The sequence below is a fragment of the Roseibium sp. AWQ4_290 genome, from assembly GCF_056160985.1.
On the sequence record NZ_JBSWYG010000011.1, the window covers coordinates 26,620 to 39,806 of the forward strand.

General features: G+C 60.1%; 12 protein-coding genes. 2 read left to right on the plus strand and 10 right to left on the minus strand.

The annotated features are described in order from the left end of the window. Positions 1-49 precede the first annotated feature (49 nt). Positions 50-1,477, plus strand: coding sequence for a ribosome biogenesis GTPase Der (der, locus tag ACXAH0_RS12540; RefSeq protein WP_475191613.1), 1,428 nt, complete (start codon positions 50-52; stop codon positions 1,475-1,477). Between the two features lie 138 nt (positions 1,478-1,615). Beyond that, the gene (locus ACXAH0_RS12545) at positions 1,616-2,416 is read left to right on the plus strand and encodes an inositol monophosphatase family protein (protein ID WP_475191615.1); all 801 of its coding nucleotides are present in this window, start codon (positions 1,616-1,618) and stop codon (positions 2,414-2,416) included. A 553-nt stretch (positions 2,417-2,969) separates the two neighbouring features. Here the strand turns inward: ACXAH0_RS12545 and ACXAH0_RS12550 are convergent. From ACXAH0_RS12550 to rpsF, 10 genes are all read right to left on the minus strand, one after another. After that, positions 2,970-3,698 (minus strand): SDR family NAD(P)-dependent oxidoreductase, encoded by a 729-nt coding sequence (locus ACXAH0_RS12550; protein WP_475191618.1) that lies wholly within the window; start codon positions 3,696-3,698, stop codon positions 2,970-2,972. Positions 3,699-3,722: 24 nt separating this feature from the next. After that, entirely contained in the window at positions 3,723-5,195 is a 1,473-nt protein-coding gene (gene purF / locus ACXAH0_RS12555) for an amidophosphoribosyltransferase (protein WP_475191620.1), read from the minus strand. Between the two features lie 147 nt (positions 5,196-5,342). Then, positions 5,343-5,954, minus strand: coding sequence for a CvpA family protein (locus tag ACXAH0_RS12560; RefSeq protein WP_475175271.1), 612 nt, complete (start codon positions 5,952-5,954; stop codon positions 5,343-5,345). An 86-nt stretch (positions 5,955-6,040) separates the two neighbouring features. Beyond that, positions 6,041-7,435, minus strand: a complete 1,395-nt coding sequence (radA, locus tag ACXAH0_RS12565; RefSeq protein WP_475175269.1) for a DNA repair protein RadA — start codon at positions 7,433-7,435, stop codon at positions 6,041-6,043. Between the two features lie 14 nt (positions 7,436-7,449). Further along, positions 7,450-8,592, minus strand: a complete 1,143-nt coding sequence (alr, locus tag ACXAH0_RS12570; protein WP_475191622.1) for an alanine racemase — start codon at positions 8,590-8,592, stop codon at positions 7,450-7,452. A 136-nt stretch (positions 8,593-8,728) separates the two neighbouring features. After that, positions 8,729-9,004 carry a PilZ domain-containing protein gene (locus ACXAH0_RS12575; RefSeq protein WP_475175264.1) on the minus strand — a complete coding sequence of 92 codons (276 nt, stop codon included), beginning with the start codon at positions 9,002-9,004 and terminating at the stop codon, positions 8,729-8,731. 245 nt (positions 9,005-9,249) lie between these two features. After that, complete coding sequence (locus ACXAH0_RS12580; RefSeq protein ID WP_475175261.1) at positions 9,250-10,734, minus strand: replicative DNA helicase; 1,485 nt, start codon at positions 10,732-10,734, stop codon at positions 9,250-9,252. Positions 10,735-11,103: 369 nt separating this feature from the next. Next, positions 11,104-11,739: a 50S ribosomal protein L9 gene (gene rplI / locus ACXAH0_RS12585; RefSeq protein ID WP_475191627.1), complete on the minus strand. Its 636-nt coding sequence runs from the start codon at positions 11,737-11,739 to the stop codon at positions 11,104-11,106. A 116-nt stretch (positions 11,740-11,855) separates the two neighbouring features. Continuing rightward, a complete protein-coding gene (gene rpsR, locus ACXAH0_RS12590; protein WP_029066450.1) occupies positions 11,856-12,104 on the minus strand; it encodes a 30S ribosomal protein S18 in 249 nt (82 codons plus the stop codon). Positions 12,105-12,110: 6 nt separating this feature from the next. Further along, entirely contained in the window at positions 12,111-12,530 is a 420-nt protein-coding gene (rpsF, locus tag ACXAH0_RS12595) for a 30S ribosomal protein S6 (RefSeq protein ID WP_475175256.1), read from the minus strand. Between the last annotated feature and the right edge of the window lie 657 nt (positions 12,531-13,187).

Genomic DNA, 13,187 nt, shown 5'->3' on the forward strand with positions numbered 1-13,187 from the left:
TCCGGGCGGATCCCTTGTGAAAAGGGCCCGTCTGTCAGGAGAAATTGCTGTGGGCGCAACTGTCGCCATTATCGGACGGCCGAATGTCGGCAAGTCCACTTTGTTCAATCGTCTGGTCGGCAAGCGGCTGGCGCTTGTGGATGACACACCCGGCGTCACCCGTGACCGGCGCCCGGGCGAAGCCCGTCTGGGCGATCTGAGGTTTACCATTGTCGATACGGCCGGGCTGGAAGAGGCCGACAGAGCCTCTTTGGAAGGCCGTATGCGCCGCCAGACCGAAGAAGCTATCGACAATGCGGACGCGGTTCTTTTTCTGATCGATGCCCGCGCTGGCGTGACACCACTCGATGCCCATTTTGCCGAAGTGGCACGCAAGACCACCCGTCCGGTGATCCTGCTTGCCAACAAGGCGGAAGGCCGGGCAGGGGAAAGCGGGCTTTACGAAGCCTACGCTCTTGGCCTGGGCGATCCGATCGCCATTTCCGCCGAGCATGGCGAAGGGCTTGCCGATCTTTATGACGCGCTCAAGCCCCATGTGGACCGGGTGACGGAAGAGGAAGACGCTCGGCGCGAGGAAGCCATCACCAATGTCGATGTCGACGAGGATGGCGAGATCGTGGACGAGGAAGATCCTGCAGGCTCCCGGGAACGGCCCTTGCGGGTTGCCATTGTCGGGCGCCCGAATGCGGGCAAGTCCACGCTCATCAACGAGATGCTGGGCGAGGACCGGATGCTGACCGGTCCGGAAGCGGGTATCACACGCGATTCCATCTCCGTCGACTGGATCTGGCGGGACCGTCATATCAAGCTGTTTGATACGGCAGGTATCCGCAAGAAGGCGCGGGTTCAGGAAAAGCTGGAAAAGCTGTCGGTAGCTGATGCACTTCGGGCGATCAAGTTCGCCGAAGTCGTTGTGGTCACGCTGGACGCGACCATGTCGTTTGAAAAGCAGGATCTGCAGATCATCGATCTGGTTGCCCGTGAGGGCCGGGCCCTGGTGATTGCCATCAACAAATGGGATCTGATCGAGGACCGGGAAGCGGCCTGGAAAAAGATCCGCGACGCCAATGAGCGCTATTTCAACCAGATTCGGGGTGTTCAGATCGCCACCTTGTCCGGCATTCAGAGGCAGGGCATCGACCGGCTGGTAGAAAGCGTCTTCAAGGCTTATGAGGCCTGGAATGCGCGCGTGTCGACCGCCAAACTGAACCGCTGGCTGGACCGGGTCACCGCCAACCATCCGCCTCCGGCCGTGGCCGGACGCCGGGTGCGTCTGCGCTACATGACCCAGCCCAAGACGCGGCCGCCGCATTTTATCGTCTTCTGTTCCCGTCCGGAGCAATTGCCGGAAAGCTATACGCGCTATCTGGTCAATTCCATGCGCGAGTCATTCGATATCCAGGGAACCCCGATCCGACTTGCCTATCGGAAGGGGGACAATCCTTACGCCCCCCGGAAAAAACGAAAGATCCAGTAGCCCCGATCCTGTCCGGTCGCGCGGCGGTGGCCGGAGACAGGGGCCAGAGGACATGGGCCAGAAGACTTGGGCCAGAGACAGATGTATCGGTACCGGAGCTGTGCCAACATGTTCATGCGGATTTGAAGGAGCAATTTGATGATTTCCGAACGGCTTGCCTTTGCCGAAAACCTGGCCCTGAAGGCCGGGGCGCTTGCGCTGGACTATTTCCGCAAACTCGACACCCTGACCATCACCCAGAAGGGCCATCAGGACCTTGTGTCGGAAGCCGACAGGAACGTGGAAACGCTGATCCGCCAGGAGCTTGCAGCTTCTTATCCGGACGATGGAATTCTGGGCGAAGAGCATGGTATGGAAGAAGGCACGTCCGGCTACACCTGGGTGACCGATCCGATTGATGGAACCGCCAATTTTGTGACCGGGATACCGCAATGGTGCGTGATCATTGCCTGTGTCCATCAGGGCCAGGTGATTGCGGGGGTCATTCATGATCCGGTGGCCGGGGAAACCTTCACCGCTGCGGCCGGGCAGGGCGCCTTTTTGAACGGCAAGCCGATCAAGGCCTCAGACAGTGACAGCCTGTCGGTCGGCTCGGTCGGTGTTGGGTTCAATGGCCGCACCTCGATCACGGACGCGGTCAATGTTGTCGGGGCGGTGGTCTCCAAGGGCGGTGTGTTCTTCCGCAACGCGTCTGGCGGTTTGATGCTGGCCTACGCGGCCTCCGGCCGTCTGATCGGCTATGTGGAAGCCCACATGAATGCCTGGGACTGCCTTGCAGGCATGCTGATCACGACCGAGGCGGGCGGCAAAGTCATGGAGCAGGACATTGCCCACGCCCTTTATCACGGCGCGCGGGTGGTTGTTGGTGCTCCGGGTGTCTTTGACGAGCTCAAGGAGATTGCCGAAACCTCCTTCGCCCCGCTGGAAGCAGCCGAATAAGGCGGTCTTCCAGCGGCAGGACCGGCCTGGGGCGCAAAAGCTTCAAACGTGCTGGTCGACCAGAACCGGGTTCCCGTCCGGGTCGGTCAGCAGAAAGCTCGCAGGCCCGAAGGTCGTCTCATCGGCCTCTCGCAGCGTAAGGTTGAAATGATTGACCAGCCCCCTTAACCAAGGGTTGGTCTTTCAAAGTGTCGGGAACCTTCCCAGATGTTCGCTCTAAAATCTATCATAGCGTTTGGTATCTTGGCGATTTGTGCCTTCATCGTCTATCTTGTAGGTAACGCACTGATAAACGGACCAGCGAACCCTGATCTAGCTGGCACACCAAGATTTTATGTGATCTTAGCGCTTGCAACTCTGCTAGCTGGACGTCCTGTCTGGAAGTTTCTCAAAACCCTGATAAAAGACTAGCTAATTCAAGTCCCGCCGTCCGCACCAACCCTGTCACAGCCTGTGTCATCAGTGACAAACGAGTGACACGGCGCCAAGGTCAATACACCTAAATCGCTGAGACTATTGATCTTTTGAAAATTAAAAGGGACTGCGATTTGTTTCAGAGTTCGGACCAGGAAGCGCTCACCCGGTCATAGAGCGCACCCGTTTGTGAGACGCGTGGGGAGAGCAGTGGCAGCAGGCCACTGGCGGCGTCTGCCGGGTTGGGCAGGCTGTCCGGGGCTTCGCCGGGCATGGCCTTGGCGCGCAGGCCCGTGCGGACCGGGCCGGGGTCGGCCACGTTGATTTTCATGGCCGTCTGCAGGCTTTCATTTGCCCAGGTTTTGGCCATGGCCTCGATGGCGGATTTGCTGATCGATTGCAGGCCCCAGAACGCGGTCCGGGTCCGGGCATGGGCAGAGGTCAGAAACAGCGCCCGTGCAGCCTCTGACTGGCGCAGCAGCGGGTCCAGGGAGCGGATCAGCCGCCAGTTGGCAGTCACATTCACCGCCATGACCTTTTCGAAGTCCTGCGGGCTGATATGGCCGAGCGGGGACAGGACCCCGAGCATGCCCGCATTGGCCACCAGAATGTCGAGCTTCTTCCAGCGCTCAAACAGGGCGGCGCCCAGCCGGTCCAGGGCGTCGAAATCGGCAAGATCGACGGGAACCAGCGTGGTCTGGCCGCCAGCGGCCTGGATTTCGTCATCAAGATCTTCAAGCCCGCCCACCGTGCGGGCCAGCGCGATCACGTGAGCGCCCTGGCTGCCGAGTTGCTTTGCGATCTGGTAGCCGATCCCCCGGGACGCACCGGTGACCAGCGCAATCCGGCCTTCGAAATCCTGTGCCATGCTGCTGCTGCCCCGATCCGCGCCTTATCCGACTTCGACCAGGCGCGGCGCGTTGCCGAATTCCTGATCCTCCGACAGGTCCGTCAGCGGGGTTGGATAGTCGCCGGTGAAACAATGGTCGGTGAATTGCGGATTGTCATTGTCGCGGCCCTCATAGCCCATGGAGCGGTAAATGCCGTTCACGGACAGGAAAGCCAGACTGTCGGCGCCGATATATTTGCGCATTTCTTCCAGACCGTATTTGGCCGCCAGCAGCTTTTCGCGCACCGGCGTGTCGATGCCGTAATAGTCGGAATAGCGGATCGGCGGGCTGGCGAGGCGGAAGTGAACCTCCCGGGCGCCGGCATCGCGGATCATCTGCACGATTTTCACCGAGGTGGTGCCGCGCACAAGGCTGTCATCCACGAGCACAACACGCTTGCCTTCGATCTGGGAGCGGTTCGCCGAGTGTTTCATCTTCACTCCGAGCGCCCGGATCTGCTGGGTCGGCTCGATGAAGGTGCGGCCAACATAATGGTTGCGGATAATGCCCAGTTCGAACGGCACGCCGCTTTCCTGGCTGTAACCGATGGCTGCCGGAACACCGCTGTCAGGCACGGGCACGATGACATCGGCATCAACCTGGGTCTCGCGGGCCAGCTGACGGCCCATTTCCCGGCGCACGTCATAAACACTGCGCCCGCCAATGATGGAATCGGGCCGCGAGAAATAAATATATTCGAAGATGCAGGGGCGGGCGGTCTGCTTGCCGAAGGGAAAGAAGGATTCAATCCCGGTGGAGGTACATACGATCACTTCACCGTTTTCCACCTCACGGATAAATTTCGCCCCGATAATGTCGAGCGCGCAGGTCTCAGAAGCCAGGATCGGCGCACCGTTGAGGTCGCCAAGGACAAGCGGGCGGATCCCGAGCGGGTCACGGGCGCCGATCAGCTTCTTGGCTGTGAGGGCCACCAGAGAATAGGCGCCTTCCATCTGGGTGAGAGCTTCGATGAACCTGTCGACGATCTTGCCCTTACGTGAGCGGGCAATCAGCTGCAGAACCACTTCGGAATCGGAGGTCGACTGGCAGATGGCGCCATCCCGGATCAGCTGACGGCGCAAGGTCAGCGCGTTTGTGAAATTGCCGTTGTGGCAGACCGCAATGCCGCCGCCATCCAGTTCGGCAAAAAGCGGCTGCACATTGCGCAGGATCGTTTCGCCGGTGGTGGAATAGCGCACATGGCCAATGGCGAGCCGTCCGCTGAGCCGGCCAATCGTGTCCGCATCGGAGAAATGATCGCCGACGAGCCCCTGATGCCGTTCAGACCGGAACTGGTCCCGGTCAAAGGTCACGATGCCGGCCGCTTCCTGGCCCCGGTGCTGAAGGGCATGAAGCCCAAGCGCTGTGAGGGCGCTGGCGTCCTCGTGGCCCAGAATTCCGAAAACGCCGCATTCTTCACGCAGCGTGTCGGCGTCCATATCGAGTGGATCACGCATTTCGGTTCCGCCTGCCATGGCGAACACTCCTATTTTTCGCCGGTTGGGGCCGGCCAGGGGCTTTTGATCGGTCCGCCTGTCTGGAAGGCCGGGCCTTGATATCGGCTGCGCGTCAGGCGCAGGCGGGATACACGAAGCATGCAAGGGGCGGGGACCGCTTCTGGATCAGTTGGTGTCGCTCGTCAACTGTTCCAGGCCCTGCTGCTCGGATTCGCTATAGGACGGCTCTTCTGCCGCCGCGCCGCTGCCGCGGCCATTCAGATTGGCATCCCGGATCCGGTCGAGGATCGCCTTTTCCGGATCTTCCGGCAAAATCGCCACCAGCCGCTCGCCAATAGACAACAGGATCGGCCGCGACTTGGCGTCCAGAACCCAGGTCGGCTGCTTGTCCGGCTGAACGAACCAGTTGAAGAACATCATCGCGACGACCACCAGCAGCAGGCCGCGCACGGCGCCGAACACGAATCCCAAGGTCCGGTCCAGCGCACCGATGCGGCTGTCCAGCACGAAATCGGAAATGCGCATAGTGATGTAGCTGACAATCACAAGCGTGACCAGGAAGACGGCGGCCGCAGAGGCGCCCATGGCGACAAGGTCGTGGTTGATATATTGTTTTGCGTAGGGAAGCACGCGCTCATAGAGCAGAAATGCGGCTGCTGCTGCCGCCACCCAGGACACGATAGACAACACTTCGCGGACAAAGCCGCGGATCATCGCAAGCACAGCCGAAATGAACATGATGGCCAAAAGCAGCCCGTCCAGAATGGTGATCGGCATGGTCCTGAAAAATCCCTTTCCTGGTGCTCACCGAGGAGCTCAAAACATTTGCCCGTTCCATAGGGGGCATTTGGGGCCATCATGCGTCAGCCGGAGCTGGCCGCACCAGCTTCAGCCGTGAGTTTGGCCACAAAGTCCCCAAGTTCCGGAAGCCCGGTGGCCTTGAATGACGTTGCCGCACTGTCTTTGAGGTTTCCTTCCGGGCACAAGGCCTGATCGAACCCCAGTTTTTCTGCTTCCTTCAGCCGGGACTGGGCCTGGGCCACAGGCCGGATCGCGCCGGAAAGACTGACCTCGCCGAAATAGACGCAATTGGCCGGAAGGGCAAGCCCGCTCAACGAGGAGACAAGGGCGGCTGCAACGGCAAGGTCGGCGCCCGGTTCCGTGATCTTGAGCCCGCCGGCCACGTTCAGATAAACATCGTGCTGGGAGAAGCGGACCCCGCAGCGCGCCTCCAGCACGGCCAGGATCATGGAGAGTCGCGCGCTGTCCCAGCCGATCACCGCTCTGCGGGGCGTTCCGAGAGACGATTGGGCGACCAGCGCCTGGATCTCGATCAGAAGCGGGCGGGAGCCTTCCAGCCCGGCAAAGACGGCCGCGCCGGGAGCGGAGGTGGACCGGTCGCCCAGAAAAAGAGCGGACGGGTTGGACACTTCCACCAGGCCCTTGCCGGTCATTTCAAACACGCCGATCTCGTCGGTCGCACCAAAGCGGTTTTTGACCGAGCGCAAAATTCTGTACTGGTGCGCACCATCGCCTTCAAAATAGAGAACGCCGTCAACCATATGCTCCACCACGCGGGGGCCTGCAATCTGGCCGTCCTTGGTGACATGACCGACCAGAACCAGCGTGGTGCCGTTTTTCTTGGCGTAGCGCACCATGGCCTGGGCCGAGGCCCGGACCTGGGTCACGGTGCCGGGGGGCGAGTCCACCTGATCGGTCCAAAGGGTCTGTACGGAATCCAGGATCAGCAGGGCGGGCGGAGTGTCCGCTTCCAGCGTGGCCAGAATGTCTTCCACACTGGTTTCGGCAGCCAGCGCCACGGGGGCGTCTGCAAGTCCAAGCCGTTCGGCCCGCAGGCGGACCTGGCCGATGGCTTCTTCGCCGGAGATATAGATGGTCTTGTGGCCGAGATGGGCGAGCTGTGAGGCCGCTTGAATAAGCAGGGTCGACTTGCCGATGCCCGGATCGCCGCCGACCAGAAGGGCGGAGCCGCGCACGAAGCCGCCGCCGGTCACCCGGTCCAGCTCGACCACCTTGCTCTGGATGCGCGGGGCTTCCTTGGTCTCACCCGACAGCCCGACCAGGGGCACGACGCGGCCCTTGCTACGGGATGCCCGGCCCGGGCCGCCACCAATGCCGCCGCCCGTCTGCTCTTCCACAATGGTATTCCAGTCGCCGCAGGATTCGCAGCGCCCGACCCATTTGGCCGTGACTGCGCCACAGGACTGGCAGACAAAGGATGTGGACCGCCGGGCCATTCACTCCGCTCCGTTCAGGTCAGTGGCGCGTAAATCCGTTCGAACCGCTGCCCGAGGCTTGTCAGATACTCATAGTCGATGGTTTCCGCATAAGCTGCCAGGTCCGCAGCTGCAACATGGGGACCCAGCATTTCCACAAAGGCGCCCCGTTTGATGAGGTGCTGTGGAATATCGGTCACATCCAGCGTGATCATATCCATGGAAATCCGTCCGAGGATCGGGGCCTTGTGTCCACCGATCATGGCAAAGCCACCGGGCCGGTCATCGGAAGAACTGGCGCGCCGCAGCATGCCATCGGCATACCCGGCGGCGACAACAGCGTTTTTCAACGGGCGGCGGGCGGTCTGGGCAGCGCCGTAGCCGATGGTATCGCCCGCCGGAACGTCGCGCACGATCATGATCCGAGCCTCCACCTTGGCAACCGGCGTCATCGGATTGGGGCCGTTGTCCAGTGCCTTGCCGCCATAAAGGGCGATCCCGGGGCGGACCAGATCGAAATGATACTCCGGGCCCATCAGCACTCCGGCGGAATTGGCCAGCGAGCGCGGAAATCTGGCGAACGGACCAGTGATATCCTTGAACCGCTCCAGCTGCTGCCGGTTCATGGGATGGGCCGGATCAGAACCGCAGGCCAGGTGGCTCATCAGCAGAGAGGGTTCAAAAGGGCCCATCAGATCCGCATCTGACAGCGAGGCCGTGAATTCTTCTGCCGACAGGCCCAGCCGGTGGATGCCCGTATCCACATGAACGGCCGCTCCGAAGGCCTGGCCGGAGGCCTTGCACAATGCTGTCCACTCTTCCAGTTCGGCCAGTGAGCCCAGAACCGGCCGGATATTGTGCTCCAGATAGGCATCAGCCGTTCCGGGCAGGAGCCCGTTCAAGGCGTAGATGACCGCATCCGGGAGGGTCTGGCGCAGCGCAAGTGCCTCTGTCGGCACGGCGGTGAAGAATGTTCTGCAGCCGGCGTCATAAAGGGCCTGGCCGGCTTTATCCTGTCCAGTGCCATACGCGTCGGCCTTGATGGCGGCGCCGCACTCCGTGGCCCTGCTCAGTTTGGATTTCAGGAAACTCCAGTTTCGTGCAATGGCTGTCAGATCAATGGTCAGGCGGCCACCGTAAAGGCTGGACGGGTAGGGGGAGGACAACTGGGAAGGCACTGTGCTGGAAAGCTCCGCTCGGCTGGGCATCGGGAGGAATCGGAGGCTCAGCTTATCCTATCGGCCGGGGGCGATGCCAATCCGATTTGCCGGAAAAGGGCGGGGTGGGCTTCTGCCGAAGGAGATCCGTGGAGGATCAATCCATATACAAAAACTCGATGCCGATTTCGTCGGTCCTGATCCAGCGGATCTCGCCGTGAAAGCGCAATTTCTTGCTTTCGACCTCAAGAACAACTCTGGCGTTTGAGACCAAGCCCTTGGACTTTGTCGCGACGCGGCACCCGCCAGCACTGATGTCTTCGACAATGCATGGCTGATGGATGTTCTCGTGCTTCAGGATTCCTGGCCATTTACAGTGTTTGCGCGGGAAAATCCGCGCTTCTTCCAATAATTTTTGCGCAGGCGAAATCACGTTTGACTAGTCCTGAGAAATATCAATGCCTCGAAGGCAGGTTCCAAGACTAATTCATGATATTTAAGAAGAACTTAAGATTGTCAATTTGAACAATGCGAGACTGGCTTGCCGCTGCGACGGCAAGAAGATGGCCGGTGCGGGAGAACGCAGACACAGGCTGTTTTCTGGATGGCCATCGGCCTTCGGCCATCCAGATCGTTGAAGAAACAGCAGAAACAGGAAGGTGAAAGGGTGGCGGCGGCCTATTCGTAGCGTTCCGGCAGATGCTCGTCTTCCGCCAGATCGGAGAAACGGGTGAACTCGCCCTGGAAGTGGAGGTTGGCTGTGCCGGTCGGGCCGTGACGCTGTTTGGCGATGATCACTTCAGCCTTCCCCTTGGCTGCCTCATGCTTGGCCTCCCAGGCCGCATATTCCGGCGAGCCGATTTCGGGCTCGGTCTTGGAGAGGTAATATTCCTCACGGTAAACGAACAGGATCACGTCCGCGTCCTGCTCGATGGAGCCGGATTCACGCAGGTCCGACATCATCGGGCGTTTGTCGTCGCGAGATTCCACCTGACGTGAGAGCTGGGAAAGGGCGATGATCGGCACGTGCAACTCTTTTGCCAGCGCCTTCAGGCCGGTGGTGATTTCCGTAATCTCCTGCACGCGGTTGCCGGAATTCTTGGCGGACCCGGACAGGAGCTGGATATAGTCGACCACCAGAAGATCGAGGCCGCGCTGGCGTTTCAGACGGCGCGCCTTGGCCACCAGGGAGGCAATCGAAATGCCGCCGGTCTGGTCCACATGCAAAGGAACCGTCTGCATGGTTTGTGCGCAGGCGGCCAGCTTTTCGAACTCGGCTTCGGTAATGTCGCCGCGCCGGATCTTGGAAGATGAGATTTCCGCCTGCTCGGAGATGATACGGGTAGCCAGCTGTTCGGCCGACATTTCCAGGGAGAAGAAGCCGACAACGCCTCCATTGGTGGTCTTGATCGACCCGTCAGGCTGCTCTTCGGACTTGTAGGATTGGGCAATGTTGTAGGCGATGTTGGTGGCCAGGGACGTCTTGCCCATGGCCGGACGTCCCGCCAGTACGATCAGATCGGAATGCTGCAGTCCGCCCATCAGCCGGTCAAGCTCGCGCAGACCGGTTGATATACCGGAAAGCGCTCCCTCGCGGTTCCAGGCGGCATGGGCCATCTCGATGGTTTCGCTCAAGGCGTCACCGAAGGAGACGAAGCCACCTTCACTGCGCCCGGTTTCGGCCAGTTCGAACAGCCGGCGCTCGGCATCGTCAATCTGCTGGGACGGGGGCACGTCGATCGGCGCGTCAAAGGCGATATTGACCATGTCCTCGCCGATCCGGATCAGATTGCGGCGGATGGCCAGATCATAGATCGTGCGGCCATAGTCTTCCGCATTTATGATCGAGGCCGCATCGCCCGCAAGCCGGAGCAGGAATTGTGTTGCCGACAGGTCCGCGATTCTGGCATCGGCCGGATAGAAGGTCTTCAGCGTGATCGGTGAGGCTGTCTTGCCCGCGCGAATAAGGTGGCTGACCTTTTCGTAAAGGTCCTGGTGTGACGGCACGAAAAAGTGGTGCGGCTCCAGGAAATCCGAGACCCGGTAGAATGTTTCATTATTGACGAGAAAGGCGCCCAGAAGCTGGCGTTCCGCTTCCGCGTTGTGCGGGGCGAGACGCTGGATTTCTTCTTCTGTTTCGACTTTCTGCAAAGTACCCTTCATCTGGACCCCCAATGACGCTTATCCATCCGGAATACCTGTTGAGGCGGGGGGGCTCAAGGTACAAAAACAGCTCTTTTTGTTTCCCACTGCCTTCGGCAAATCAGCGGGGAAAGAGTCGAATCCCGCTTGACTCCAAAGCGTGTAGAGGACTCAAGAGTCTAGCTGTTAGTGATTGATTATAATAAGTTTTTTGCGAATATGAACAAAAGATTAATGAATTCAATAGTGAATTCAATACGTTGTCAGTTGTGTCATGATGCCGTTGTGGAGGTTTGATTTGCCGTAGCGTGAAAATGTCGCCGGCAAAATAAAAACGGCACTGCGGTGCAGTGCCGTTTCCATCTCACAAAAAGAGGAAGGTTGGCCCGATCAGGCGTCTTCTTCTTCCGCAGCTGCTTCCGCTTCGGTGTCAGCAGCCTCTTCAGAAGCTTCGCCGTCTTCGCCTTCAGCGTCTTCGCCTTCAGCGTCTTCGCCTTCAGCGTCTTCGTCTTCTTCAAATTCGAAAACGTCCTGTTCCGGCGTGGTCAGGTCTTCACCAGCAGCCTGGCGGTTCGCTTCGTCTTCGGAGCGGGCCACATTGACCGTGATCGACACTTCGACTTCCGGGTGCAGGCTGATCAGAACCGAGTGCAGACCGATGGTTTTGATCGGGGTGCGCAGTTCCACCTGGCTACGGGCCACGGTGAAGCCGGCGTCTGTCAGGCCTTCAGCCACGTCACGGGTCGAAACGGAGCCGTAGAGCTGGCCGGTTTCGCCTGCAGAGCGGATCATGACCAGAGCTTCGCCGTCGAGTTTGGACGCAACAGCTTCTGCTTCGTTCTTGCGCTCCAGATTGCGGGCTTCAAGCTGAGCGCGCTCCTGCTCGAACCGTTCCAGGTTAGCTTTGTTGGCGCGCAGGGCCTTGCCTTGCGGCAGCAGGAAGTTACGGGCATAGCCGTCGCGCACGCGCACGGTGTCGCCCATCTGGCCGAGCTTTGCGATGCGCTCAAGAAGGATAATCTGCATGGGTTTTCTCCGACTGTCCCGCCCCGTCTGTTCCTGGGGCGGTTAGAGACCGTTTGACCGCGGCCCCAATACGGCTCTCCCGGGCTGGCCCGGGAGATATGCTCACACAGGAGCTGTTAGCTGATCACGAAAGGCAGCAGGCCGAGCAGGCGGGCGCGCTTGATGGCACGGGCCAGTTCACGCTGCTTTTTCGCGGACACCGCGGTGATGCGGCTCGGAACGATCTTTCCGCGCTCGGAAATGTAGCGTTGCAGCAGACGGATGTCCTTGTAGTCGATCTTCGGCGCATTGGAGCCGGAGAACGGGCAGGTCTTCCGGCGGCGGAAGAACGGACGGCGGCTCGGAAGCTGTGCAATATCAACCATTGTCTCTTACTCCTCTTCACCACGGCGCGGGGGACGGCCACCGCCGGAGCGCTCGCCACGGTCACCACGATCACCGCGGCCACCGCCACGGCGGTCATCGCGGTCACGCTTCTGCATCATTGCGGACGGTTCTTCGTCCAGTTCATCGACGCGGAAGGTCATGAAGCGCAGGACATCTTCGCTCAGGCCCATCTGACGCTCCATCTCGGCCACAGCAGCGTGCGGTGCGGTGATGTTCATCAGTGTGTAGTGAGCCTTGCGGTTCTTCTTGATGCGGTAGGCAAGGGACCGCAGACCCCAGTTTTCGACTTTGCCGACAGTACCGCCAGCGCCTTCGATGAGGCCCTTGTACTGCTCGACGAGTTGTTCGACCTGCTGGGCCGAAACGTCCTGGCGTGCCAGGAAGACGTGCTCATAAAGAGGCATGAAAATCGCCTTTCTTCGAGTTGACAGCGCGGGATCGGCGCAAAGCCTCCTCGTAACCCCGGAAAGGCACGAGAAATCTTACGGAGAGCGGGAACACGGGAAGTCGGATCTTTGTTGTGATCCTGGCAAATGCCCTTCCGTTCAGCCCCCGGCCAAATCCCGGATGAAGCGCGCTATGTACTCTGTTTTCTGCGAAATGCAAGCGCAAAACGTGCGTGGTGTCTTCAGTGCACAAAAATGGCAAGGCAAAACCGCTATGCGCGCAAGCGCGAGGTCTGGTGAAGTGAAAGGCCTGCATGCCTCGCCATGTGACCAATTTCAAGAGAGCGGCGTCCGAATTCGGTTCGTAAATCTTCCATCGGCGGCCTCCTGCAACCCTGCCGCAGCGACGAGCAAAAGCGGCCCGCTGGCGGTTACTGGCACGGGAAAGACCCGAATACCCGCCGGAATTACGCTATGTATAAGACCGTATTGGATCGGATCTTCAGGTTTGACGGCAAGCGGCGTGACAACGTGCGGCGGGCGTGCAAAAGCCACCGAAGGCCGCGGCTTGAGAGCGTTCCGCCGTGGCGGGTGCCTTGGACGATGCTCCACATTGCACAGTGACACGCTCCTTGCAGAACGCTCTCATGTCACGGTCAAAAAGGGTCCAATCGG

Excerpts from the sequence above, each read along its gene's own strand:
- ACXAH0_RS12545 (WP_475191615.1), top strand. The coding sequence starts at position 1,616 with ATGATTTCCGAACGGCTTGCCTTTGCCGAAAACCTGGCCCTGAAGGCC.
- ACXAH0_RS12550 (WP_475191618.1), bottom strand. The coding sequence starts at position 3,698 with ATGGCACAGGATTTCGAAGGCCGGATTGCGCTGGTCACCGGTGCGTCC.
- purF (WP_475191620.1), bottom strand. The coding sequence starts at position 5,195 with ATGGCAGGCGGAACCGAAATGCGTGATCCACTCGATATGGACGCCGAC.
- ACXAH0_RS12560 (WP_475175271.1), bottom strand. The coding sequence starts at position 5,954 with ATGCCGATCACCATTCTGGACGGGCTGCTTTTGGCCATCATGTTCATT.
- radA (WP_475175269.1), bottom strand. The coding sequence starts at position 7,435 with ATGGCCCGGCGGTCCACATCCTTTGTCTGCCAGTCCTGTGGCGCAGTC.
- ACXAH0_RS12580 (WP_475175261.1), bottom strand. The coding sequence starts at position 10,734 with ATGAAGGGTACTTTGCAGAAAGTCGAAACAGAAGAAGAAATCCAGCGT.
- rplI (WP_475191627.1), bottom strand. The coding sequence starts at position 11,739 with ATGCAGATTATCCTTCTTGAGCGCATCGCAAAGCTCGGCCAGATGGGC.
- rpsR (WP_029066450.1), bottom strand. The coding sequence starts at position 12,104 with ATGGTTGATATTGCACAGCTTCCGAGCCGCCGTCCGTTCTTCCGCCGC.
- rpsF (WP_475175256.1), bottom strand. The coding sequence starts at position 12,530 with ATGCCTCTTTATGAGCACGTCTTCCTGGCACGCCAGGACGTTTCGGCC.